Annotated in this window: 25 protein-coding genes and 1 tRNA gene; 19 read left to right on the forward strand and 7 right to left on the reverse strand. The window is 72.1% G+C overall.

The window, feature by feature from the left end; genetic code table 11:
* The first annotated feature begins 14 nt into the window (after nt 1-14).
* The 4 genes from K1T35_RS04670 to K1T35_RS04685 all read left to right on the forward strand — a co-directional run bounded on the left by K1T35_RS04670 (nt 15) and on the right by K1T35_RS04685 (nt 3,232).
* Complete coding sequence (locus tag K1T35_RS04670; protein WP_220258953.1) at nt 15-518, forward strand: RDD family protein; 504 nt, start codon at nt 15-17, stop codon at nt 516-518.
* Nucleotides 519-560: 42 nt separating this feature from the next.
* Complete coding sequence (locus K1T35_RS04675; RefSeq protein WP_255622524.1) at nt 561-1,457, forward strand: SurA N-terminal domain-containing protein; 897 nt, start codon at nt 561-563, stop codon at nt 1,455-1,457.
* A gap of 5 nt (nt 1,458-1,462) precedes the next feature.
* Nucleotides 1,463-2,407, forward strand: coding sequence for a MazG family protein (locus K1T35_RS04680; protein WP_220258955.1), 945 nt, complete (start codon nt 1,463-1,465; stop codon nt 2,405-2,407).
* Nucleotides 2,408-2,521: 114 nt separating this feature from the next.
* A complete protein-coding gene (locus K1T35_RS04685; protein WP_220258956.1) occupies nt 2,522-3,232 on the forward strand; it encodes a lytic murein transglycosylase in 711 nt (236 codons plus the stop codon).
* A 159-nt stretch (nt 3,233-3,391) separates the two neighbouring features.
* On the opposite strand, the gene efeB is transcribed toward K1T35_RS04685, so the two are convergent.
* The 4 genes from efeB to K1T35_RS04705 all read right to left on the reverse strand — a co-directional run bounded on the left by efeB (nt 3,392) and on the right by K1T35_RS04705 (nt 7,126).
* Nucleotides 3,392-4,627 carry an iron uptake transporter deferrochelatase/peroxidase subunit gene (gene efeB, locus K1T35_RS04690; protein ID WP_220258957.1) on the reverse strand — a complete coding sequence of 412 codons (1,236 nt, stop codon included), beginning with the start codon at nt 4,625-4,627 and terminating at the stop codon, nt 3,392-3,394.
* Nucleotides 4,624-5,763 carry an iron uptake system protein EfeO gene (efeO, locus tag K1T35_RS04695; protein ID WP_220258958.1) on the reverse strand — a complete coding sequence of 380 codons (1,140 nt, stop codon included), beginning with the start codon at nt 5,761-5,763 and terminating at the stop codon, nt 4,624-4,626. Before efeO ends, efeB begins: the two co-directional genes overlap by 4 nt.
* A gap of 17 nt (nt 5,764-5,780) precedes the next feature.
* Complete coding sequence (gene efeU / locus K1T35_RS04700; protein ID WP_220258959.1) at nt 5,781-6,602, reverse strand: iron uptake transporter permease EfeU; 822 nt, start codon at nt 6,600-6,602, stop codon at nt 5,781-5,783.
* 113 nt (nt 6,603-6,715) lie between these two features.
* The gene (locus K1T35_RS04705; protein ID WP_220258960.1) at nt 6,716-7,126 is read right to left on the reverse strand and encodes a tetratricopeptide repeat protein; all 411 of its coding nucleotides are present in this window, start codon (nt 7,124-7,126) and stop codon (nt 6,716-6,718) included.
* A gap of 161 nt (nt 7,127-7,287) precedes the next feature.
* Here K1T35_RS04705 and eno point away from each other — a divergent pair, with 161 nt between their 5' ends.
* From eno to K1T35_RS04725, 4 genes are all read left to right on the forward strand, one after another.
* Complete coding sequence (gene eno, locus K1T35_RS04710) at nt 7,288-8,586, forward strand: phosphopyruvate hydratase (protein WP_220258961.1); 1,299 nt, start codon at nt 7,288-7,290, stop codon at nt 8,584-8,586.
* 6 nt (nt 8,587-8,592) lie between these two features.
* Nucleotides 8,593-9,111, forward strand: coding sequence for a septum formation initiator family protein (locus K1T35_RS04715; RefSeq protein ID WP_220258962.1), 519 nt, complete (start codon nt 8,593-8,595; stop codon nt 9,109-9,111).
* Entirely contained in the window at nt 9,108-9,602 is a 495-nt protein-coding gene (locus K1T35_RS04720; protein WP_220258963.1) for a DUF501 domain-containing protein, read from the forward strand. The genes K1T35_RS04715 and K1T35_RS04720 overlap by 4 nt, the downstream gene beginning before the upstream one ends.
* 338 nt (nt 9,603-9,940) lie before the next feature.
* Nucleotides 9,941-10,582 carry an esterase family protein gene (locus K1T35_RS04725; RefSeq protein WP_220258964.1) on the forward strand — a complete coding sequence of 214 codons (642 nt, stop codon included), beginning with the start codon at nt 9,941-9,943 and terminating at the stop codon, nt 10,580-10,582.
* Between the two features lie 664 nt (nt 10,583-11,246).
* Here K1T35_RS04725 and K1T35_RS04730 read toward each other — a convergent pair.
* The gene (locus tag K1T35_RS04730) at nt 11,247-12,113 is read right to left on the reverse strand and encodes a sigma-70 family RNA polymerase sigma factor (protein ID WP_220258965.1); all 867 of its coding nucleotides are present in this window, start codon (nt 12,111-12,113) and stop codon (nt 11,247-11,249) included.
* Between the two features lie 57 nt (nt 12,114-12,170).
* Nucleotides 12,171-13,793 (reverse strand): acyl-CoA dehydrogenase family protein, encoded by a 1,623-nt coding sequence (locus tag K1T35_RS04735; protein ID WP_220262386.1) that lies wholly within the window; start codon nt 13,791-13,793, stop codon nt 12,171-12,173.
* Nucleotides 13,794-13,999: 206 nt separating this feature from the next.
* Between K1T35_RS04735 and K1T35_RS04740 the strand changes: the two genes are divergently transcribed.
* From K1T35_RS04740 to K1T35_RS04765, 6 genes are all read left to right on the forward strand, one after another.
* Nucleotides 14,000-14,953 carry a Ppx/GppA phosphatase family protein gene (locus tag K1T35_RS04740; RefSeq protein ID WP_220258966.1) on the forward strand — a complete coding sequence of 318 codons (954 nt, stop codon included), beginning with the start codon at nt 14,000-14,002 and terminating at the stop codon, nt 14,951-14,953.
* A gap of 75 nt (nt 14,954-15,028) precedes the next feature.
* Nucleotides 15,029-15,772, forward strand: a complete 744-nt coding sequence (locus K1T35_RS04745) for a uracil-DNA glycosylase (RefSeq protein WP_220258967.1) — start codon at nt 15,029-15,031, stop codon at nt 15,770-15,772.
* An 11-nt stretch (nt 15,773-15,783) separates the two neighbouring features.
* Nucleotides 15,784-17,163 carry an NAD(P)/FAD-dependent oxidoreductase gene (locus tag K1T35_RS04750; protein WP_220258968.1) on the forward strand — a complete coding sequence of 460 codons (1,380 nt, stop codon included), beginning with the start codon at nt 15,784-15,786 and terminating at the stop codon, nt 17,161-17,163.
* 76 nt (nt 17,164-17,239) lie between these two features.
* Entirely contained in the window at nt 17,240-17,779 is a 540-nt protein-coding gene (locus tag K1T35_RS04755) for a TetR/AcrR family transcriptional regulator (protein ID WP_220258969.1), read from the forward strand.
* Nucleotide 17,780: 1 nt separating this feature from the next.
* Nucleotides 17,781-19,058: an NAD(P)/FAD-dependent oxidoreductase gene (locus tag K1T35_RS04760; RefSeq protein WP_220258970.1), complete on the forward strand. Its 1,278-nt coding sequence runs from the start codon at nt 17,781-17,783 to the stop codon at nt 19,056-19,058.
* 33 nt (nt 19,059-19,091) lie between these two features.
* A tRNA-Leu gene (locus K1T35_RS04765) sits at nt 19,092-19,165 on the forward strand.
* A gap of 23 nt (nt 19,166-19,188) precedes the next feature.
* Here the strand turns inward: K1T35_RS04765 and K1T35_RS04770 are convergent.
* Nucleotides 19,189-20,127 (reverse strand): AraC family transcriptional regulator, encoded by a 939-nt coding sequence (locus K1T35_RS04770; RefSeq protein ID WP_255621583.1) that lies wholly within the window; start codon nt 20,125-20,127, stop codon nt 19,189-19,191.
* 29 nt (nt 20,128-20,156) lie between these two features.
* Between K1T35_RS04770 and K1T35_RS04775 the strand changes: the two genes are divergently transcribed.
* The 5 genes from K1T35_RS04775 to K1T35_RS04795 all read left to right on the forward strand — a co-directional run bounded on the left by K1T35_RS04775 (nt 20,157) and on the right by K1T35_RS04795 (nt 23,098).
* Nucleotides 20,157-21,059 (forward strand): NAD(P)H-binding protein, encoded by a 903-nt coding sequence (locus K1T35_RS04775; protein WP_255621584.1) that lies wholly within the window; start codon nt 20,157-20,159, stop codon nt 21,057-21,059.
* 153 nt (nt 21,060-21,212) lie between these two features.
* The gene (locus K1T35_RS04780; protein ID WP_220258972.1) at nt 21,213-21,713 is read left to right on the forward strand and encodes a DUF1772 domain-containing protein; all 501 of its coding nucleotides are present in this window, start codon (nt 21,213-21,215) and stop codon (nt 21,711-21,713) included.
* Nucleotides 21,713-21,886 carry a LuxR C-terminal-related transcriptional regulator gene (locus K1T35_RS04785; protein WP_220258973.1) on the forward strand — a complete coding sequence of 58 codons (174 nt, stop codon included), beginning with the start codon at nt 21,713-21,715 and terminating at the stop codon, nt 21,884-21,886. The genes K1T35_RS04780 and K1T35_RS04785 overlap by 1 nt, the downstream gene beginning before the upstream one ends.
* 58 nt (nt 21,887-21,944) lie before the next feature.
* Complete coding sequence (locus tag K1T35_RS04790) at nt 21,945-22,247, forward strand: DsrE family protein (protein WP_255621585.1); 303 nt, start codon at nt 21,945-21,947, stop codon at nt 22,245-22,247.
* 65 nt (nt 22,248-22,312) lie between these two features.
* Nucleotides 22,313-23,098 (forward strand): class I SAM-dependent methyltransferase, encoded by a 786-nt coding sequence (locus K1T35_RS04795; RefSeq protein ID WP_220258974.1) that lies wholly within the window; start codon nt 22,313-22,315, stop codon nt 23,096-23,098.
* The last annotated feature ends 911 nt before the right edge of the window (nt 23,099-24,009 follow it).

Consider the following 24,009-nt stretch of genomic DNA (forward strand, 5'->3'; position numbering starts at 1 on the left):
ACCCGGGAGAGTGCGTGCCCGATCCCCATCCGGAGACCGCGCCGCCCAGCCGGGAGGCCCCAGGTGGGGCGGCGCGCCCGCAGCCGCCCGCGCGCTACGGGTTCCCGCTCCTCGCCACGTACGGCCAGCGGGTCGGCGGTTTCCTCATCGACATCGGCATACCGGGCGGGTTGCTGGCGATCGTGCTGATCGCCGCGCTCGCCACCAGGGACGTCGCCGTGATCGGCGTCGTCTATCCCGGCGCGGCGCTCGTCGGGCTGGCGTTCGTCCTGTGGAACAGCGGGTACCGGCAGGGGCGTTCGGGGCAGAGCCTCGGCAAGAGGGTGCTGGGCACGCGGCTGGTCAGCGTGGGCTCGGAGGAGCCGGTCGGGTTCCGCCGTGCGGTCGGGCGGCAGATCGCGCACCTGCTCGACGGGATACCGCTCGGAGTGGGCTACCTATGGCCACTGTGGGACGAGCAGCGGCAGACGTTCGCGGACAAGGTCTGCTCGACGCTCGTGGTGCAGGCCGACCTCTGATCCGGTCCTCACCTCGAGCGTGAGAGGGTGTCGGTCGTGCGCATGCAGGTGGGACGCGTCGCGGCGGCGGTCGCCGTCATCGGTGCGGTGATCAGTGGGTGCGGTGGGCCGAGCCAGGCGGGCACTGCCGTGTTCGTCGGGGACAACGCGATCCCGATCGAGAGCGTCCAGAGCCAGCTCGACACGGCGCTGGCCAAGAAGGACGTGATGGCGCAGATCACGGCCCAGGGCGGATCCACGGCCGGGCTCGCGCGCAGCATCGTCACGCGTGCGGTCGTGCACGACCTGCTCGCCCGGCGCGCGGCCGATGAGGGCATCGTCGTCACCGATGCGCAGGTCGACGCCCGGATCGCCGAGAGCGGCGGGGCCGACGCCCTGCTCGGCCGCTTGCCGTACGACCTGCCGATGCTGCGGCAGCGCGTGCACGACGACCTGATCGCCGCACAGCTGGCCCAGCGGGAGGTCGGCGGGCTCGTGGTCACCGCCGATCTGGTGGCGGCCACCTCCCGGGACGCCGCCGATGCGACGGCAGCCACCCTCCAGGCGGGCGGTGCGCAGGCCGACGCCCTGTTCACCGACCAGCGCACGTCGGTGCGGGGCCAGCCGTTCGACGCGGCGTCCTCACCCGAGGAAGCCAGCACCGTGCTGTTCGGCGTGCCGGTCGGCACCGTGGTCGCGTTCCAGCCGAGCCCTGACCAGAGCACGTGGATCGTCGCGCGGGTCACCGACCGGCGCACGAACGCCACCGCCGACCCGGCCGCGGTGAGCAGCATCAGCCAGACCCAGCTGGTCGCCATCGGCCAGCGGCTGCTCCAGCCGACGGCCGAGCAGATCGGCATCCGCGTCAACCCCCGTTACGGGGTGTGGGACCCGATCCAGATGCAGATCGTCGGCGAGGACCAGCAGGTCGGCACGATCCTGCCGCCCGTCGCGAGCTGAAAGCGATGAGTACTGGGGTCGCGCAGCGGACGGTCGTCCTCCTGCCCGAGCGGTGGAGCGGTGTCCTGCCCGCTGCCGCCGTGCCGGCCCTGCGCGCGGCCGAGCGGGTGCTCGCCGACCCCACGGTGCCGGACGAGGTCGTGGCCGTCACCGGCGCGATCCGCGCCGACGGCTGGGGCGTGGACGGGGCGGCCGAGGTGCTGCTGACCACCGACCCCGCCCGGGTGGACGGCGCCGCCGTCGTGGGGCTCCCGGTGGGCGCGGCGCTGCTCGACGCGGTCGCCGTGATGGACCGGCTGCGCTCGCCCGGCGGCTGTCCGTGGGACGCCGAGCAGACCCACGAGTCGCTCCTGCAGTACCTGATCGAGGAGTGCTACGAGCTCTACCAGGCGATCGAGGACGGCGATCGCGTCGCCATCCGCGAGGAGCTCGGCGACGTGCTGCTGCAGGTGCTGTTCCACGCGCGGGTGGCCGAGGAGGCAGGCGTCCTGCCGTTCACGATCGACGACGTCGCGGCCGACCTCGTTGCGAAGCTCGTCGGGCGGCACCCGCACGTGTTCGCCGGCAGCGAGCGGATCGACACGGCCGAGCGCCAGGAACGCCGCTGGGAGGAGCTCAAGCGCGCTGAGAAGCAGCGCGAGTCCAGCGTGGACGGGGTGCCGCTCGGGCAGCCGGCTGTCGCGCTCGCCGCGAAGCTCACCAGCCGCACCGCACGTGCCCACCTGCCGGCCGACCTGCTGCCCGCAGGCGCGAGCGTGGGGGAGCAGCTCTTCGCGCTGGCCGCCAAGGCGAAGCTCGCAGGCGTCGACCCGGAGGCGGAGCTGCGGACTGCCGCGCGCCGGTTCGCCGACCAGGTGCGGGCCGCGGAGCGGGCCGCCGTCGCCGACCGCGCCGACCCGCACGCCCTCGACGCCGCGGGGTGGCGACGCTACTGGCCCGCGGCTGGCTAACCTGGTCGGGTGACGCCACGTCGTGGACGCCCTCGCATGTCCGTGACCGGGCGCCGCCGTCGAGCAAGGCGGAAAGTCAGCGGTTGGAACACAGCCGCAATCGCGCTGGCGGTGATGGCGGCCCTCATCGGGGTGTCGATCCTGTCGGACCGCGACAGCCGCGACCACCGGGCGGAACGCCCGCAGCGCGGCGACGGACTCACCGCCGCGGACGTCGACCCCGACACGCCTGTCCCGCAACCACCGCCGCTGACGGGAGGCACTGACCTCGTCGCCTGGTCGGTCACCGCGGCCGAGCGCAGCGGCGTCCCGGCCAGGGCGCTGCGCGCCTACGCTGCCGCGGAGCTCGCCCAGCGCACCGACACCCCGGACTGCCGCCTCTCGTGGAGCACCATCGCCGGGATCGGGCGCGTCGAGTCCGATCACGCCCGCTTCGGCGGCGCGCGCGTGAACTCCGACGGTGAGGCCAGCCCGGCGATAGTCGGGCCGCCGCTCGACGGCTCACCCGGCGTGCGCGAGATCCGGGACACCGACGGCGGCCGCCTCGATGGCGACACCACGTTCGACCGCGCAGTCGGGCCGATGCAGTTCCTGCCCGGCACATGGGCCCGCTACGGCGCAGACGGCAACGGCGACGGCGTGCGTGACCCGCACCAGCTCGACGACGCCGCCCTCGCCGCGGCGCGCTACCTCTGCGCCGACGGCCGCGACACGGCGAGTGGCGAGGGTTGGTGGGACGGCGTGCTCACGTACAACAGCTCGGTCAACTACGCCCGCCTCGTCTGGGCCGCCGCCGACCGCTACACCACCTCCACCGCCGCCTGACCCCGCGACGAGCGTGCACTCAAACCGCGATGAGCGTGCACTCAAACCGCGACTCGCGTGCACTCAAACCGCGACTCGCGGAAGTCTGGGCGCCCTCCTCCCGCGAGTCGCGGTCTGGATGTGCGCGAGTCGCGGTCTGGGTGTGCGCGAGTCGCGGGGTCAGGCCTCGAAGAGGGGCTGACCCCAGTACTGGCCGTCTGCCAGGCCGGGTGGGCAGGCGAAGACGGCAGAGCCGGTGTGCTCGATGTACTCCATCATCACGTCGTTGTTGGCGAGCGCCCGTTGCATCGGCACGAACTGGGCGTGCGGGTCGCGCATGAACGCCACGAAGAACAGGCCGGCGTTGAGGTGGCCCTGGCCGTCGCTGCCGTCGACGAAGTTGTAGCCGCGGCGCAGGATCCGCACGCCGCCCAGCGCCTCGGGCGACGCGAGCCGGATGTGCGCGACGTCGGCAATGCGCGGCTCTCCGTCCGGGCCGATCGCGGCGAGGTCGGCGGTGTCGAACTCGCCGGCAGCGCCGAGCGGGGCGCCCTCACCCTTCGTCCGCCCGATGATCATCTCCTGCTCGGCGAGCGAGGTGCGGTCCCAGATCTCGATGTGCATCCGGATCCGCCGCGCCACGAGGTAGGTGCCGCCCGCCAGCCAGGCCGGCCCGTCGTCCGGGCGCACCCACACGTGCTGGTCCAGCTCGGCCCCGTCCTCTGCTTTGAGGTTGCGGGTGCCGTCCTTGAAGCCGAAGAGGTTGCGCGGCGTCGCCTGCGCCGTGGACGTCGACGACGTGCGCCCGAACCCCAGCTGCGACCACCGTACGGTCGTGGTGCCGAAACCCATCCGCACGAGGTTGCGTACCGCGTGCACGGCGACCTGTGGGTCGTCCGCGCACGCCTGGATGCACAGGTCGCCGCCGGACATGGCCGGGTCGAGCTGGTCGAGCGTGAAGCGGGGCAGCTCGGCGAGCCCGGCAGGGCGCAGCGCGGGGTCGATGCCGAGCTTGTCGAAGAACCCCGGCCCCACACCGAACGTCAGCGTGAGCGACGCGGCCGGCAGCCCGAGCGCCTCGCCGGTGTCGGCGGGCGGTCCTTCCGGATTGCCACCCACCGCGCCGCCGGGAGCGGTCTCGGCCCCTGCGGTCATGCGCTCGGCAGCGGTGGTCCACTTCTGCAGCAGGGCACGGACGCGCTCGCGGTCACCGGTGGTGAGGTCCAGCGCGACGAAGTGCAGCCGGTCCTGCGCCGGCGTGACGATGCCCGCCTGCCGGTCGCCGCGGAACGGCACGACCCCCTCGGCGACGGGCGCGGCCGATGCCGAGCACGCCGTCACGGCGCCGGTGCCCGCGAGCGCCGCGCCTGCGCCCGCCCAGCCGAGCAGCCGCCGCCGAGAGAGCCGCCCGATCATGACGTCACGACCGCCGCGACCTGGCTGACCGGCTCGCCCAGCGCGTCGACGGCTTCGGCCATCCGCCGGGTGTCGTCCTCGGTGAGATCGGTGTAGAGCCGGTACCCGTCGCCGACGCGGTACTCCTCCAACAGTGCGTCGACGGCCGCGAAGCGCTCGTCGAGCACCGGGCCGAGCGTCGGGTCCTTCTCGTCGATCACGGGCCGCAGCGCGGCAACCGCGCCCTGCGAGCCCTCGACGTTGGCCTTGAAGTCCCACAGATCGGTGTGCGAGTAGCGGTCCTCCTCACCGGTGATCTTCCCGGTGGCGACCTCGTCGAGCAGCTCCTTGGCCCCATTCGCGAGCTGCACCGGCGTGAGCTCGACGGTCGCGGTGCGCGACTCGAGGTCGCGGATGTCGGCCATCAGCTGGTCGGCCATCGCGGGCGCGTCGGGCTGCAGGCCGTCCACCCACAGGTCCTTCTCCAGCCGGTGGTAGCCGGTGAACTGCACACCGGGGTCGCGCTCGTCGTCCTCGCGCCCGTCGATCTTCGGGTCGATGTCGCCGAACGACTCCGCGACCGGTTCGATCCGCTCCCAGTACGTCCGCGCGACCGGGAACAGCGCCTTCGCGGTGTCGACGTCGCCCGCCTTCACGGCGTCGACGAACTCCTGCGTCTTGGGCACGAGAGCTTCGATCTGCGAGGTGACCCAGCGGTGGTAGCCGGTGGTGGCCTCGGCGAGCCGGGTGTTCTCGTCGACGGACCGGGTGGCCGAGCCGGTGACCGTGAACGGCGCCTGGATCCCGTCGCCGACCATGCCCGGCTTGCACGCCGTGGTGTAGCTGCCGCCGTCCGGCACCTCGACGATCAGGTTTCGGGTGAGACCGGGACCGATGTTCTCGACCTCGCCCATGATCCGGCCGCCGGTGCCGTACAGGTAGAACTCGGTGATCTTGCTGCCGGTGTTGCGCACGGAGAACGTGATCGTGCCGGCCGGGGCCTCGGTGGCCCCGACCTCGCAGCGGTCGTCGGCGGCCGTGACGGCGATCGGGCCTCCGGCGCCCGCGGCGTCGCCGGCTGGCGGCGCGGTGCTGGTGCAGGCCGCGAGGGCGGCGGACGCGGTGACGAGAACCGCGACCCGGGACGTGCGTGACATGGTGCTCCTCGAGCGGATCAGGTGGTGGGGATCGCGGCGCGGGTCCGCTGCGGACGGAGGAACAGCGGGAGGACGACCGCCACGTAGGCGACCCAGACGATCGCCTCTGCGACGGTGGTCTGCGGGGAGAAGTTGAAGATCCCCTTCAGCAGCGTCCCGTACCAGGAGTCCGGCGGGACCGCCGTGCTCACGTCGAAGGCGAGTGTGGTCAGGCCCGGCACGATCCCGGCCTCCTGCAGGTCGTGCATGCCGTAGGCGAGGATCCCCGCGGCGACGAAGATCAGCAGCACCCCGGTGATGGTGAAGAACCGGCCCAGGTTGAGGCTGATCGCCCCTCGGTAGATGAGGTAGGCGAGTGCGATCGCGATCGCGATGCCGATGAGGAAGCCGATCAGCGGCTGGGTGGTCTCGCCCGCCGCCTGCGCCGCCGTGAAGAAGAACAGTGCGGTCTCGAGCCCCTCGCGGCCGACGGCGAGCCCGGCCATCACGACGACGGCGACCGGGCCCATGGCGAGCGCGCCCTCGAGCTTCCCGCGCAGCTCCGCCGAGATCGACCGGGCCACCCGGCGCATCCAGAAGATCATCCAGGTGACGAAGCCGACCGCGATGATCGAGAGAATGCCCCCGAACGCCTCCTGAGCCTCGAACGTCAGCTGCTGCTGGGCGAGCGCGAGTGCCAGCGTGACGCCGACGCTGACCGCGATCGCGATCCCGACGCCCAGCCAGACCTTGGGCAGCTCGGAGCGGCGGTCGGTGCGCACGAGGAAGGCGACGAGGATGCTGACCACGAGCGCGGCCTCGAGGCCCTCTCGCAGTCCGATCAGTGCGTTTCCGAGCACGCCAGCTCCCTGAGGTCAGGCTGACCAGTAGCCCGGTGAGGCTAGCCTGCCTCCAGGGTGCGCGGAAGGGTCACGCGGAGCACATCACTGCAGCTCAGAATTGCTTTGTCGGCTCAGTCCGGTTCGCCCGGTTCGCCGTCACCGTTGACCGCCATTCGGACGCGCAGCTCGCCGAGTGCCTCCTGGTACTCGGGGCGCGGGTCCATTGCGGCCGCCATCTTCAGCTGCGCGTGCGCCTCGGCGAGCCGGCCCTGCCGTTGGAGGGCCTTGCCGAGCGCGAAGCGGGCGTAGTGATCGGCCGGGTCGAGCTCGATCACGCGGCCGAACGCCTCCTCAGCGCGCTGGAGCTGGGCGGAGTCGAGGTAGGCCCGCCCGGCGAGTAGCTGCACCGATGCATGGTCTGGCTGGCTTTCCAAGACCGGGGAGAGCGCCTGCAGCGCGTCGAGCGGGCGGCTGCGCGCGATCAGCATCTCGGCGCGGCGGAAGGACTCGAAGAGGGCGTCGGATGCTGGCTGGCTCGTCATGGTCGTTACTACGTTAGGTGTCCTCGACGCGATCTGCGAGGGGTGCGGAGGCGTCACTCGGGGAAACCGCGGGCGACGTGCGGGTTCCTCCGCGGGCCTCGCGCGGTCGGCGACTAGGCTGGCGCCCCGGACGAGCGAACCTTTTCCGACGGGAGCACTTCGTGGCGGTCATCGAGCAGGTCGGCGCACGCGAGATCCTCGACTCGCGGGGCAACCCGACGGTCGAGGTCGAGGTCGCGCTCGACGACGGGACGCTGGCGCGCGCGGCGGTCCCGTCCGGCGCGTCGACGGGTGAGCACGAGGCGGTCGAGCTGCGCGACGGCGACCCGCTGCGCTTCGGCGGCAAGGGTGTCGAGAAGGCCGTTTCCGCGGTGCTCGACACGATCGGCCCCGAGCTCACCGGCATGGAGGCGGTCGACCAGCGGCTGATCGACCAGCGCCTCGTCGATCTCGACGGCACGCCGGACAAGTCCGCGCTCGGTGCCAACGCCCTGCTGGGCGTGTCGCTCGCCGTCGCGAAGGCCGCGGCCGAGTCGTCAGGGCTGGAGCTGTTCCGCTACGTCGGGGGGCCGAACGCACACGTGCTGCCGGTGCCGATGATGAACATCATCAACGGCGGCGCCCACGCCGACAGCTCGGTCGACGTGCAGGAGTTCATGATCGCGCCGGTCGGGGCCGACTCCTTCAAAGAGGCACTGCGCTGGGGCGCGGAGGTCTACCAGTCGCTCAAGTCCGTGCTCAAGAGCAAGGGCCTGGCCACCGGGCTGGGTGACGAGGGCGGCTTCGCCCCCGACCTGCCGGGCACCCGCGCCGCGCTGGACCTGATCGCCGAGGCCGTCGACAAGACCGGCTACACGCTGGGCCGCGACATCGCGCTCGCCCTCGACGTGGCCGCCACGGAGTTCCACAGCGATGGCGTCTACTCCTACGAGGGCCGCAAGCTGTCCTCCCAGGAGCTCTCGGCCGTGTACGCCGAGCTCGTCGAGGCCTACCCGCTGGTCTCGATCGAGGACCCGCTGTCCGAGGACGACTGGGACGGCTGGGTGGCGCTCACCGACGCCATTGGCGACAAGGTCCAGCTCGTGGGTGACGACCTGTTCGTCACCAACCCGGAGCGGCTCGACGAGGGCATCAGCCGCGGCGCGGCCAACGCGTTGCTGGTCAAGGTCAACCAGATCGGCACGCTCTCGGAGACCCTCGACGCCGTCACGCTCGCGCAGTCATCCGGCTACCGCTGCATGATGAGCCACCGGTCCGGCGAGACCGAGGACACCACGATCGCCGACCTCGCCGTCGCCACCGGCTGCGGGCAGATCAAGACCGGCGCGCCGGCCCGCTCCGAGCGCGTGGCGAAGTACAACCAGCTGCTGCGCATCGAGGAGGCGCTGGGCGACGCCGCGCGCTACGCGGGCGACCTGGCGTTCCCGCGCTACAGCTCCTCGGCGGAGACCGGGGCCTAGGCGCACGTGGGGGACGAGCGGGCCAGGGCACGCGGGGAGCGCACGCGCCGCACGCCGCGTCCGCGTCGCTCGGGCACCGGCACGCCCCGCCGCCGGGCCAGGGAGCCACAGCTGACCCGGGTGCCCCGCGCCCGCGGGGTGGTCGCGGCCACCACGGGATTCCTCGGCCTGTCCTCCACGAGGCGGGCCGCCGCGCTGGCGCTCGTCGTGTGCGCGCTCGCCCTCACCGTCGCCGTGCCGCTGCGCAACTACGTGGCCCAGCGTCAGGAGCTGGCCGCGGTGTCGGAGCAGCAGCAGATGCTCGCGGTGGAGGTCGCGCGGCTCGACCAGGAGCGGGCGCGGCTGTCGGATCCGGCCGAGATCGAGGCACAGGCCCGGTCCCGGCTCGGGTACGTCATGCCGGGGGAGGTGCCCTACGTCGTGCAGCTGCCGGTCGCACCCGGTGCGGACCCGGCGGGCGCGGCGAATGCCGGCGTCCCGTGGTACCGGGTGTTGTGGCGGGAAGTGGCGGAAGGACCGCAATGAGTACGAAGGAAGGCATCGCGGATGCGGACGTCGAGGCCGTCACCGCGCAGCTGGGCCGCAAGCCGCGCGCGGTGCGCGAGGTGGCGTACCGGTGCCCGTGCGGGCTGCCCGCGGTCGTGCAGACCTCGCCGCGCCTCGAGGACGGCACCCCGTTCCCCACGCTCTACTACCTGACCTGTTCCCGGCTGAACTCCCGCATCGGCGGCCTCGAGGCGTCCGGGCGGATGCGGGAGATGACCGAGCGGCTCGCCGAGGACCCCGAGCTCGCCGCGGCCTACCGCCGTGCGCACGAGTCGTACCTCGCTGAGCGGGATGCGATCGAGCCGCTCGGCACCGAGGTCAGCGCGGGTGGCATGCCCGAGCGCGTGAAGTGCCTGCACGTCTGCGCGGCCCACGCGCTCGCGGCAGGCCCTGGTGTGAACCCGTTCGGCGACGAGGCGCTGACCGAGATCGGCGACTGGTGGCGGCAGGGCCCCTGCGTCACCTCCTGACCAGGTCGTCCCGCTCGGCCGCCACGAGCTTGCGCACGGCCGGCACCACCTCCGCCGCGAACCGCCGGATCGTGTCCGGATGGCCGGTGGCGAGCAGGTAGCCGCTCACGTCGTGCTCGAGCGTGATCTCGGCGAGTTGCTCGGCCCACTCACCGGCAGTCCGTCTACGACTCGTGCGCGCCGAGCTGGCCCGGGAGGGAGCCCTCTACCTGGCGCCGGACAGCGAAGGTCGGCGTTAGGCGGCCCAACGCAGCTGCTGATAATCGCTTGTCACACGCTGTCGACTCCGCCCTAGGGCGCTTGACACAAGGTGCAACTCCCACGAAGCCTGTCCCCCGATGAAGGGCGAGCTCGTCACAGAGGTGCTGGCGTACGACGGCGGTCGGTCCGTCACGGTGTACGTGCCGCCGGGTCGCCCCGAAGCGATCGCCTTCGCCGGTGACGGTCAGTTGATTGCGCCGTGGGGCGAGGACCTCGAAGCCGCCGACGTGGCTCCCACGATGATCGTCGGCACGCATCGGTTGGACGACGAGATGAGTCGCCTCCGTGAGTACACACCTGTGTTCGACGAAGCGCGGTTCGCCGAACACGAAGCGTTCTTCGTCGATGACGTGCGCGGTTGGGTGCAGTCGCGCTTTGGCGTCGCACTTCCCGCAGAACGCACCGCGGTGTGCGGTGTGTCGGCGAGCGGCGAGTTGTCCCTCGCCGTCGGCTTGCGGCATCCCGACATCTACGGTGCAGTCTTCTCCGCGTCGCCGGGTGCGGGGTTCAAGCCTCCGGCGGTGCTGCCGACACTGTTGCCCCGTGTCTATTTGGTCGCCGGCACGCTGGAGCCATTCTTCCTCGCGAACGCGACGCTGTGGGCCGATGCGCTGCGGGGTGCCCGCGCGGATGTCGTCATGTACGAACGGGCGGGAGACCATGGCGGGCCGTTCTGGCGGGAAGAATTCACGCGGATGACTGCATGGGCCTTCGGCTGACTAGCCTGCTACTACAGCCGGACTTCGTGATCGTTCTTCTGATCGCAGGGCTGGGGGAGCATCTCGGCACGGCGGAGCTGCCGACACCGGTGCAACCCGGTGCCAGTCGACGCGCCTGGTCGCCGGCCGGCCGCCCGCGTCGACCGGGCGCGCCATCCGAGAGCGAGCGCACCGGGCGACACGGGGCCGGGCCGGCTCGGGCCTGTGATCGTCAGCTTGGCGCCTTTCCCGACGTGGGGCGTCGGCTTTCGCGCCGAACCGCTGATCACCGCCTGGGCCGCGGTGCGTTCCGCGGAACCGCGACCCCGGGGGTGCGGTCGGGTGCCGCGCCCACCGGCCGCTGCCCGACCAGACCGACCCGATCGACACGATCGCGCCTGACCCACCCCGGCCGCTCGACCGGTGGCGGGGCATGATCCGAACTAGCGGTTGCCCATGGCTGCTCGCACGACCATGAGCACCCGAAACTCCGGATCATGCACGGGAAGATCGCAAGTAGCGGGTGCTCATGGCTGCCGGCACAACCATGAGCAACCGGTACTGCGGATCATGGGCGCGGCCACCGGCAAACGGGACTCGGCACCAGTGCCGCAACACCCGTCGCGCGGTGGCAGTCCACGTTCCCCCGCCTCGACCAGCAAGATCACGAAGTCGAGCTGTTGTACTAGGCGAGAACAGCCACGTCGAGCCCCGCGAGGCGGGCCGGATCGGCGATCACCTCGTACGCGGTGATGCGCCCGCCGTCGATCGTGAAGGTCAGCGCCGCGCGCAGCCGTCCGCCAGGGGCGACGATCGCGCCGACCGCGCCGTTCACCAGGGCAGGCTCGGCGTGCCGCGCGCGCTCCCGCGAGAGCGTGCGCGCCTCCGCGGCCACCTCGCGGGCGCCGCGGACCACCGCTGCCCCGCCCGGCCGGAGGGAGATCGGATCGGCCCGGCGCACGACGTCGGGCGCGAGCACCGCGAGCAGCGCGTCCAGGTCGGCGCGGCGGACGGCGTCGAGGAACGTCTCCACCACCCGGCGGTGCCCCGCGAGGTCGGCCGGTAACGCCTCCTCGGGCACGCGCACCTTCTGCCGCGCCCGGCTGGCCAGCTTCTTCGTGGCGTCCGGCGACCGCTGGAGGACAGGGCCGATCTCGGCGAACGCCAGCCCGAACACGTCGTGCAGCACGAATGCGACCCGTTCGGCCGGCGCGAGCCGGTCGAGCACGACCAGCAGCGCCCGCCCTACCGAGTCGGCCAGCTGGACCTCCTCCTGCGGGTCGGGGCTCACGACGTCCCGCGGCTCCGGGAGCTCCCATCCCGCGGGCTGCTCACGCCGCGAGGCACGGGCGCGCAGCGCGTCAAGGCTCACGCGGGAGACCACCGTCGTCAGCCACCCGGCGATGTTGTGCACGTCGTCGGTGTCGGCGCGGTTGAACCGCAGCCACGCCTCCTGCACGGCATCGTCGGCCTCGGCGGCCGAGCCGAGCAGTCGCATGGCCACGGCCCGCAGGTGCGGGCGGTGCCGCTCGAACACCTCGTGATCCGGCATCCGTCTCCTCCGTTCCTCACGGATCTGACGGATCGGACCGCGCAGAGGTGACGGTCCTCAGGGGGTGACCCTGGCGACCAGCGCGTCGGCCTGCGCCTCGGCCGGCAGAGTGCCGGACGTACGCCATGGCCCGTCGGGCAGGAAGCGGCTCGCGACGAACGCGCGTGCCACCTCGTCGGGAGCGTGCCGCAGCAGCAGCGACCCCTGCAGGCACAGCGCGAGCATCTCGGCGAGCCTGCGCGCCCGCCGCTCCTCGCGCCCGCGCAGCTCCGTGCGCAGCTCGCGGACGCCCCGGTCGAACCACGTGTCGCGCCCGGAGGCCGCCTCGATCTCCGCGAACACCGCGTCGACCGACTCGGGCTCGCGCGTGACCGCACGCAGGACGTCGAGGGCGGTGACGCTGCCCGAGCCCTCCCAGATCGAGTTCAGCGGCGCCTCCCGGTAGAGCAGTGGCAGGCCCGAGTCCTCGACGTAACCGTTGCCGCCGAGGCACTCCAGGGCCTCCGCCACCACGGCGGGCGCCCGCTTGCACACCAGGTACTTCGCGGCGGGCAGCGCGAGCCGCAGCAGCGTGCGCTCCTCGCGGTCGACGGCCCCGGCGAGCCGGATCGCCAGCGCCGTGGCGGCCTCGGACTCCAGTGCGAGGTCGGCGATCACCGTCTGCATGAGCGGCGCGTCGGCGAGCCGGGTGCCGAACGCGCCGCGGTGGGCCACGTGGTGCGCGGCCTCGGTGAGCGCGGCCCGGGTGAGCGCGGCCGAGCCGAGCACGCAGTCCAGCCGCGTCATCGACACCATCTCGATGATCGTCTGCACGCCCCGGCCCTCGTCGCCGAGGCGCCATCCGGTCGCACCGGTGTACTCGATCTCGGCGGAGGCGTTCGACCGGTTGCCGAGCTTGTCCTTGAGCCGTTGCAGCCGGATCGCGTTGCGCGTGCCGTCGGGAAGCACTCGGGGGAGCACGAAGCAGGTGAGCCCGGCCGGGGCCTGCGCGAGCGTCAGGAACAGGTCGTTCATCGGCGCGGAGGTGAACCACTTGTGCCCGACCAGCCGGTAGGTGCCGTCGGAGGTGACGGTGGCCGTCGTGGTGCCGGCGCGGACGTCGGAACCACCCTGCTTCTCGGTCATCGACATCCCGGCGAGCAGGCCCGCCTTCGTCGACGGCTCGGCGAGCCCGAACTCGTACGTCGTGGACCGCAGGCCGGCCTCGTACCTCGCGGCGAGCTGGGGGTCGTGACGCAGGGCGGGCACCGCCGCGTACGTCATCGAGATCGGGCAGCCGTGGCCCGGCTCCAGCTGGCTCATCAGGTAGAACCCCGCGGCGCGCGCGACGTGCGCGCCCGTGCCCGGCTCGGCCACCCATGGTGCCCCGTGCAACCCCCAGCCCACCGACGTGCGCACGAGCCAGTGCCACGACGGGTGGAACTCGACCTCGTCGACGCGGTGGCCGTACCGGTCGTGGGTGTGCAGCACCGGCGAGTGGGTGTTGGCGAGGCGGGCGTGCTCGCGGGCCTCCGCGGACGTGACGAGGGCGGCGAGCTGGCGCAGCGCGGGCAGCGCCTCCTCCGCGCCCTCCCTGGCGACCGCGCCGGTCAGCGCGGGGTCGCAGGCCAGCAGGTCGGCGCCGGCGAGCGGGGGCGGCTGGTTCTCGACCAGGTGCGTGCGGTGGTCGCCCGGTCGCAGCGGTGGCTCGGGCGGACGGGCGTGCTCGGACCTGCCGCTGCCGTTGCGGCTGGCCGGGGCCGGGATCGTCGCCGCGGAGCCGCGCGGGGCGCCCCGCTCCTGCTCCTTCCCTTTCGGGTCCACGGGCCGAGGGTAGCGGCCGACTGGCGCCTCCGGGCCGGTTTGCTCCGCGTACGGTGATCGGAGTCGGACGACGAGGAGGGCCCATGTCACGAGTTGCCGCCATCGACTGCGGGACCAACTCGATCCGCCTGCTGGTCACCGACGTCACCACCGGGTCAGACGGCGTGCCCGCGCTGCGCGACGTGCATCGCGAGACCCGGATCGTCCGGCTCGGGCAGGGCGTCGACGCCACTGGTGAGCTCGTGCCCGAGGCGATCGAACGCACCCGCGCCGCACTCGCCGACTACACCGCCGTGCTGCTGCGCAAGGGCGCGGAGCGCGTGCGGATGGTGGCCACCAGTGCCACCCGCGACGCCCGCAACCGCGACGACTTCTTCGGGATGGTCCGCGACACCCTCGGCATCGAGGCCGAGGTCATCTCCGGCGACGAGGAAGCACAGCTCTCGTTCACCGGAGCGGTGGGTGACCTCGACCCCGACGCCGGACCGTTCGTCGTGGTCGACGTCGGCGGCGGCTCAACCGAACTCGTCGTCGGCACCCTTGAAGTCGACAAGGCAGCGGTCCGCGCGGCCCGTTCCGTCGACATCGGCAGCGTCCGGATCACCGAGCGGTGCCTGCACGGCGACCCGCCGAGCGCGGAGGAGGTCTCGCAGGCCCGTGAGCTCGCCACCGGCATCCTCGACGACGCGTTCGACGCCGTACCCGTCGACGGCGTGTGCACCTGGGTCGGCGTCGCGGGGACGATCACCACCCTGTCCGCGGTGGCGCAGGACCTCGCGGCGTACGACCCCGACGCCGTGCACATGTCCCGGATCCCGCGCGCCGACCTGCACCGGATCGCGGCGGAGCTGCTGGGCCTTTCCCGCGCGGAGCGGGGCCGCTACGGCGGGATCCACCCCGGGCGCATCGACGTGATCGGCGGTGGCGCGCTGATCGTCGACGTGCTGGCGGCCGAGCTGCACGAACGCGCCGGTATCGACGAGCTCGTGGTGAGCGAGCACGACATCCTCGACGGCATCGCCCGCTCCATCGTCTGACCGCGAGTCGCGCTGTGAGTGCACGCGAGTCGGGGTCTCCGTGCACCTCAGCTGCGCGTGCGTAGCGTGTGGGGCGTGGGGACCAAGCCGTCGACGGCGAGCTTCCGGAACGTCGCCGAGCTCGACGCGGCGCTCGTCGACTGCCGTGTCTGCCCCCGGCTGGTCGGATGGCGCGAGCAGGTGGCAAGGGAGAAGCGGGCGGCGTTCCGGCACGAGGAGTACTGGGGCCGGCCGGTGCCGGGGTTCGGCCCGATCGACGCGCCGCTGCTGATCGTGGGCCTCGCCCCCGCGGCGCACGGCGCGAACCGGACGGGCCGGATGTTCACCGGCGACCGCTCCGGCGACGTGCTGTACGCCGCGCTGCACGCCGTCGGCCTGGCGAACCAGCCAACCGCCGTGCACGCCGGCGACGGACTCGAGCTCATCTCCACCCGGATCACCGCACCGGTGCACTGCGCGCCGCCGGACAACAAACCGACGCCCGACGAGCGCGAGCGCTGCGGCGCGTGGCTGCGCGCCGAGCTGGCGCTGCTACGGCCACGGGCGGTGGTCGTGCTCGGCGCGTTCGGCTGGCAGGCGCTCCTGCCGGCGCTCGCCGAGGCGGGCTGGGTGGTGCCCCGGCCGCGGCCGCGATTCGCCCACGGTGCCCACGTCGAGCTGGTGGGCGAGCGGGGACCGCTGCACCTGTTCGGCTGCTACCACGTGAGCCAGCAGAACACCTTCACCGGACGACTGACGCCCGCGATGCTCGAGGACGTGCTGCGTCGTGCGGCCGGCGTAGCCAGGCTCACCCTCAGGAGGGAAGTGTCCGTGACCTGAGCGGTGGGAACATGGATGCCATGGCGCGCAACACGCGGATCGTCGTGGTCGGTGGCGGTTACGTCGGCATGTACACCGCACTGCGGCTGCAGAAGAAGCTGCGCCGCGGTGAGGCCGAGGTCACGGTGATCGACCCACAGCCGCACATGACCTACCAGCCGTTCCTCCCCGAGGCGGCGGCCGGCTCGATCGAGCCGCGCCACGTGGTGGTGCCGCTGCGCAAGGTGCTGCGGAAGTGCCACCACCTCACCGGCCGGGTCACGGCGATCAACCATGCCGACCGCGAGGTCACGGCGGAGCTCGTCTCCGGCACGGTCACCACACTGGGATACGACGTGCTCGTCGTGGCGCCCGGATCGGTGGCCCGCACGCTCCCGGTTCCGGGACTCGCCGAGCGGGGCATCGCCTTCAAGACCGTCGGCGAGGCCATCTACCTGCGCAACCACGTCCTGTCGCGGCTCGACGCAGCGGCCACCACGATCGATCCCGGACTGCGCAGGCGGCTGCTCACGTTCCTGGTGGTCGGCGGTGGCTACGCCGGCATCGAGGCGCTCGCCGAGCTGCAGGACATGGCCCGCTACGCCACCCGCTACTACGAGAACATCGCCCCTGAGGACATGCGCTGGGTGCTCGTCGAGGCCGCCGGGCGGATCATGCCCGAGGTCGGCCCACGGATGGGGCTCTACACCGTCGAGCGACTGATGGAAGCCGGCATCGAGGTCTTCCTCGACACCCGCGTGCAGTCGATGGAGGGCGGGCACGTCGTCCTCTCCGACGACACCGAGTTCGATACCGACACGATCGTCTGGACCGCGGGCGTCAAGCCCAGCCCCATGCTCGAGCACACCGATCTTCCCCGTGACGCGCGCGGTCGGGTCGAGTGCACCGCCGAGCTGCAGGTCGTCGAGATGCCCGACGTGTTCAGCGCGGGCGACTGCGCGTCCGTACCCGACCTGTCGAAGGACGACCCCGACGCCCGCACCAGCCCGTCGGCCCAGCACGCGGTCCGGCAGGCCAAGGTGCTCGCCGACAACATCGTCGCGCACCTGCGTGGCCGTCCCCTGAAGCAGTACAAGCACAGCTACGCGGGGTCGGTTGCGAGCCTCGGGCTGTACAAGGGTGTCGCCGAGATCTACGGCGTCAAGCTGCGCGGCCCGGTCGCCTGGTTCATGCACCGCACCTACCACGTGAGCCGCATGCCCACGTGGAACCGGCGCATCCGCATCGTCTTCGACTGGACCGGCGCGTTGTTCCTCGGCCGCGAGGTCGTGTCGCTCGGCCAGATCATGGACCCGAAGGCGGAGTTCACCCGGGTCGCGGGGCCGGGCAAGCCCGCGCCGACCACCGAGAAGGCTTCTGAGCCGATCTCCACCGCGGCCAAGGGCGCCTGAGTCACCAACTCGCGTGCACTGACACCGCGACTCGCGTGCAGTGACACAGCGACTCGCGTGCGCTAGGCTCAACCAAGTGGTTGGTGGAGAAGGTGAGGGGCGTCGCGGGCAACTCGTCGCGGCGGCGTTCCGGCGGGTCGCTGAGTCGGGCTTCGAGGGGCTGAGGCTGCGGCAGGTGGCCGAGGACGTCGGCATCGATCACTCCACGCTGCACCACCACTTCGCCACGAAGCAGAGCCTCGTCGAGGCGGTCGCCGCGCACACCACGCGGCAGTTCTGGGAGACGGCCCCGCCCGCGCCGGACCGCGCCTCCGCGCTGCGGGCGCACCTGCGCGTTCTGGGGCAGATGATCGTCGAGCGGCCGGACCTGTTCGCCGTCACGGTCGAGCTGGACCTGCGTGCCCGGCGAGACCACGCGGTCGCCGCCGCGATGGCGGAGCACGAGTCGGGGTGGCGGGACAAACTCGTCGACATCCTCACCGACCTCGTACCCGATCCGGCGACCTCCGCCGAGCTGGTGATCGCCACGGTCAAGGGCGTGCGCCTGCTGCCGGACGTCGCGGGACCGGTGCTCGACCTGCTCGCGGCGCAGCTGACCGGAGACGGGAGAGGATGACATGCGGGTACTGATCATCGGGGGTGGCATCGGCGGCCTCGCGCTCGCGCAGGGGCTGCGCCGGGCCGGCGTCGACGTCGCGGTCCACGAGCGCGACCACGGCGTCGGCAGCCGCTGGGAGGGCTACCGGATCCACATCAACCCGACGGGCGCCAGGGCGCTCCACGCGCTCCTGCCCACCGACGGCTGGCACGAGTTCCTCGCGACCGCAGGCCCCGGCGGAGACTTCGGGTTCCTCACCGAGCAGCTCCACGAGCTGGTCGTCGTCGAGGAGTCGATCATGTATCCGGGAGCGACCGACCCCGTCGAGAGCCACTACGCGGCCGACCGGGCCACGCTGCGCCGCGTGCTGTCGAGTGGTCTTGACGACGTCGTCCGGCTCGGCTCCGAGTTCGTCGGCTACGAGCTGCAACCCGACGGCCAGGTCGAGGCGCGGTTCTCCGACGGCAGCACGGACCTCGCCGACCTGCTCGTGGGCGCGGACGGGCCGTCCTCGCGGGTACGCGCGCAGCTCCTGCCGCACGCGGCCCCGGTGGACGCCGCCGTGGTCGGCATCGCGAACAAGATCTGGCTCGACGGCGCGACGCGGGCCGAGCTGGGCCGGCTGGGCACGGGCATGAACGCGGTGCAGCCGAGCGCGCCGGTCTTCCTGTTCACCTCGGTGTTCGAGCCGCCTGCGGCCACCGGTCTGCGGCCCTACCTGCTGTGCGCGCTCGTCGCCCGCCCTGAGCTGCTCCCTCCCGACGTCACCGAGCTCGACAGTGACGCCTTGCGCGCTGTCGTCGACGTACTGGTGGCGGGCTGGCACCCGCGGCTTCGTCGCGCGCTCGCGAGCGCCGATCCGTCGGCCCGCAGCGCCGTGACATTCAGCGCATCGCCGCCGGTGCCCACCTGGACGAGCGGCCCCGTGACGGTCCTCGGCGACGCGATCCACGTGATGCCGCCGATCGGCGGTCTCGGTGGCAACACCGCGCTGCGCGACGCGCACCTGCTCAGCCGCCTGCTCCCGGCGGTCGACCGCGGCGAACGCGCCCTGCCCGGCGCCGTCGCGGAGTACGAGGCCGAGATGCGCGAGTACGGCACCGCCGCTGTGCACTACGCGGTGGAGCAGGCACGGCAGCTGCTGTCCTCCGGGCCCGGGGCCATGGCGGCCGCGCGCACGTTCTTCCGGTTGTGCGCGGCCGTAGGGCCCCTGCGGCGGCGGGCGTTCGCGAACGGATGGGCCGCCCCGGCCGCCGCGCGGGCATGGGAGCGCGGCACGGTGCCGACGGCGGCGTGAGCGCTTTCCCGGGTCCGTAGGCTTGGCGCGCGCGCCCCCGTGGCCCAACCGGCAGAGGCAAGCCCCTTAAAAGGGTTTCAGTGTGGGTTCGAATCCCACCGGGGGTACGGCGAGCTGACCTCGTGGCGATTCAGGCGGGCGTGCTGCGGCGGTGGGCGGTTGGGCTGAGTCCACGGACGCGTTTGAAGGCGACGGAGAGGGCGAACGCGTTGGCGTACCCGACCCGGCGGGCGATGGATTCCACGGTGTCGTTCGTCTCGCGCAGCAGGTCCGCGGCCAGCGTGATCCGCCAGCCAGTCAGGTACGCCATCGGGGCCTCGCCGACCAGGGCTGTGAACCGGCGGGCCAGGCTGGCTCGGGAGACACCGGTCCGGTCGGCGAGCTCGGCGACGCTCCACCGGTACGCCGGGTCCTCGTGCAGCAGCCGCAAGGCCAGGCCTGCCACCGGATCGCTCTGCGCCCGGTACCAACCGGGCACGTGCGACTCGGGCCGGGCGAACCACGCGCGCAGGGTGACGATCAGGGCGAGATCGAGCCATCGGTCGAGCACGCTCTGCTGGCCGGGCTCGTCGCGCTGGATCTCGCCGAGCACCATGTCCATCACGTGCCCGGCGACGTCGCCTGCCGGCACCACCAGCACCGGCGGCAGCGCGGCGAGCAGCCGGCGGCTGACGTCGCTGTCCAGCTGATAGGTGCCGCTGACCGCCATCACCTCACCCTCTGGTCGCGCGCCGTGGGTCCGGACGCCGAGCCGGGCGCTGTAGTCGACAGGCGCTCCCGGCAACGGTTCGCAGACACCGCGGGGGTGGATGCGTAGCTGCGGCGTGGTGTGTGGATCGTCGGCCACGACGTACGGCTCGGGACCGGCCAGTACCGCGACGTCGCGCTCCTCCAGCCGGACAGGGTCCAGCCCGTCGCGGACGATCCAGCCGGAGCCGCGAACGAGGGTGGCCAGGGCGAGCTGCGCCTCGTCGCGGATGTCCAGGCCCCACGGTCGGTCCAGGATGGTCAGGTTGAACACCCCGCCCCGGGCCCGGGTGGATGCGAGCAGATCGTCGAGGACGTCCACGCCGAGCAGCATAGTTGAGACGCGCAGACATGGAAATGCGCCAGACAGCCATGGTTTGTCTCGGCTGGTCGGGGTGGACTACTCCCATGACTACTTCACCGATTCTCGTCCTGGGCGGTAAGGGCAAGACCGGGCGCCGCGTCGTCGCGCAGTTGGAGGCGAAGGGAGTACCGGTCCGGCTTGCGTCGCGATCGAGCGAGCGACGGTTCGACTGGTACGACGAGAGCACGTGGCCGGGGATCGCTTCCGGGATCCACACGGCGTACCTGGCGCCGCCGGTCGGGCCGACGGGCCTGGCCCAGGCCTGCAGATTTGTCACGCACGCTGCCGAGAACGGTCTGCGTCGGGTGGTGCTGCTGTCCGGCCGCGGCGTCGGCAGCCCCGGCCGCGAGTTCGCCGTCTACGAGGGCCAGCTCGACGTGGAGCATGCCGTCAAGGGCAGCGGAGCAGACTGGACCATCGTCCGGCCGGCCTGGTTCATGCAGGGCTTCAGTGAGGACTTCGGGCACGAGTACGTGATGGCGGGCGAGATCCGGTTCTCCGCCGGCACCGGCGCCGAGGCGTGGATCGACGCCGACGACATCGGCGAGGTGATGGCCGCCGTCCTGCTCGACGAGCGGCACACCGGCCAGACCTACTCGCTGTCCGGGCCGCGCACCCTCACCATGGCCGAGGTCGCCGACGAGTTGACCACCGCCACCGGCCGGGAGATCCGCTACGTCGACCTCGATCCGGCCGAGCACGTCGCCGAGCTGACGGCCATCGGCGTGACCCAGGAGGACGCTGAGTCCGTGCGCGATCTGTTCGCTGTGATCCGCAACCACCGTTCCGAATACGTCTCCCACGGCGTCGAGGAAGTCCTCGGCCGTGCTCCCCGCGACTTCACCGACTGGGCCAGGTCAACCGCACAAGCCGGAGCCTGGTCGGCCTGACCCCTTGCCATGGTCACCGCGCGGCGGGTGATGCGCCCGGTGAGTCCCCCACCCGACACGCCCCTGACCTGCACGGTCCGGGCCGTGTCGGGACCGGCAGAGTGATCGGCAAAAAAACTCAGACACCCACGCTCCCCCATCGGAGGTCCGCGAATGGACACGGTAGGCACGCTGTCGCTGATCTTGGCAACGCTGACGATGGGCCTGGTCACCGGCGCGTTCGTCGTGTTCTGGCACACGATCATGCCCGGCCTCGCCACGACCGACGACCGGACGTTCGTCGGCGCGTTCCAGTCGATCGACAAGGCGATCATCAACCCGTGGTTCATGATCAGTGGCTTCGTCGGCGCGCTGATCTTCACGCTCATCGCGACGTTCACCCAGTTCGGCCGCCCCACGTTCCCGTGGATCGCCGTCGCGCTCGTGCTCTACCTGATCGTCTTCGTGATCACGATGGCGGTCAACGTGCCACTCAACGACGCGATCAAGGCGGCCGGCCTGCCCGACAACCCCGCCGATCTCGCCGCGATCAGGGAGGCTTTCGACGAGGCCAAGTGGCGGGCGTGGAACCTCGTGCGCGTGATCGCCGGCGTCGTCGCCTTCGCGAGCCTGACCTGGGCGCTGGTCGTGCACGGGCGCACTGTTGTCGGCTAGTGCCGGCACGGCCGGCCGACGGCCGGGGCAACGACAACCAGCAGGTCGCGCTGCAGCTGTCCCTATCGGTGCGCACCGACGAACGGCACCTCACCAGCGTCTACGCCAAGCTCGGCCTGTCCGGCCGCTCCGCGCGCGCCGCTGCGGTGGCCCGGCTGCTCACCCACGGCTGACGCAGAACAAGGCAGTGATCGCCTGAGCACCGGTCTCGAGGACGCCGAGCAGGTCACCGTGGCCTTCCTGGTTGCGGTCGGGGCCGCCGAGGAGGGCCGCTCGACCCTGATGTTCCTCACCAAGGAGGCGGTCCGCCTCGCGACGGCAGGGGTCGCCACCGGCACCGCGTGCGCGGGGTGCCCACCGCTGCCCGAACTGGTCGAGCGCTACCAGGCCGCCGGGGGCGCGTTCCTGGTCTGCCCGATCTGTTTCAACGCAAAGGGGCTCGACGAGAGCCAGCTGATCAAGTCGGCCGAGCTCGGCGGCACCGTGCCGATGTGGCGCTGGATCGGCGACGGCGCGACGACGTTCAGCTACTGACCTACGGTTCACGCAGGTGTGCTGACCAGGTCCGGGCGATGTTCGGATCACGTGAGGGGCGGGGCATGAGCGAGGTCTGGGCCGTCGGCGAGGCGTACGAGCAATACGTCGGCAGGTGGAGCCGGCCGGTCGCGGAGCTGTTCGTGCGGTGGCTGGGCGTCCCCGCGGGCGGTCAGTGGCTGGACGTCGGCTGCGGCACCGGGGCGCTCATGTCCGGTGTCCTGCGCGTTGGCGATCCGGCCGAGGTGCACGGCGTCGACCCGTCGGAGGGCTTCGTCGCGCACGCTCGCAAGGAGATCGACGACCCGCGGGCCCGGTTCTCGACGGGCGATGCTCGTGCGCTGCCGTTCCCCGACGGCCGCTTCGACGCCGTCGTGAGCGGACTGGTGCTCAACTTCGTCCCCGAGCCGGCGACCGCTGCCCGCGAGTTGGCGAGGGTCGCGACACCGGGCGGTGTGGTGGGCGCCTACCTGTGGGACTACGCCGATGGCATGCAGATGATCAGGCAGTTCTGGGACGCAGCGGCCACCCTCGATCCCGGTACCGCCGAGCTGGACGAGCGGCGGCGCTTCCCGCTGTGCCGACCGGAGCCCCTGCACGCGCTGTGGACCGGCGCGGGCCTCGCCGCCGTCGAGGTCGAGCCGATCGAGGTGCCCACCCGGTTCCGCGATATCGACGACTACTGGACGCCGTTCCTCGGAGGGCAGGGCCCCGCGCCCGGGTTCGTCAGCGCGCTCGACGAGGATCGGCGCTCCGCGCTACTGGAGCTCCTGCGCGAACGCCTTCCTGTTGCGCTGGACGGGTCGATCACCCTGTCTGCGCGCGCTTGGGCCGTCCGAGGGGTCCGCTGACGGTCGCGGCGCTGGATCACGGCCCCCGTCATCAGCCCGGTCAGCACGGCCAGCCCGCACCAGGCCACGAGCCCTACCAGGATCCAGAGCGTCATGGACGAGTACACGCCGCGCCCGCTTGCGGTGTTCGAATCGACCTCGAGCGACTGCGCGGTCTCCGGAAACAGGCCGGCGACGAGCGCACCCCTCTGGGGACGCCCGCCGCCGGGTCTTCGAGGTGGGGCGCGCTAGCGACGCCCACCTGCGGCGCGGAGCCGCTCCATCTCCTTGCCGATCTCCCAGAGGCGGCATGGCCACACGGGAGCGACCGTGGTTGGGAGGCGGCAGCCTCGGCAGTGTCCAGTGGCGTCCGGACTGTGCTCGGCAAGGATGTGGCGCACCGCCGATGACGTGAACGTGGCTGCGAGGACCTCGGCGATGCTGTGGATCTGGTCGCTCGGCTCCCTGGCCACAGGAGGCGACCCCATCACACGAGCCGGGGGCCGCACTGGCCTGCCGGCCGCGCCGCGTATCCGCCTGGCCGAGCTGCTCGCGAGCTCCCCCTCGCTGTTCCCCGCAACACCGCTGCTCCTCTCGCCGGTTAACGCTCCGTGCTCACCCGTGCCGCCGATCGCCCCAGGCCGGTTGCGGGCCCTGGAGCGACGAGCCCGGAGCGCTCGTCAGGCGACTCGTGCCGCCCGTTCCCCTGAGGCGTGCCGGGCTTCGCTGCGTGAGGCTCCGGACACACAGAGCAGTGTGCCGGTCACGGGCTGCAAATGCAACCCGCTCCTGCACGTGCACGAATGCACGTGCACCTGCACGGTGCACTCGCAACGTGCGCGCCCACGGTCGATGATCGATCGACTCGCTGCGGGAAGCCGGCGAGCACGGAGCGCAGCGTGGAAGCCCTGATCAGGGGCCCCCGTTCGGAT

Origin of the sequence: Pseudonocardia sp. DSM 110487 (assembly GCF_019468565.1) — a bacterium.
Classification (GTDB): Bacteria; Actinomycetota; Actinomycetes; order Mycobacteriales; family Pseudonocardiaceae; genus Pseudonocardia.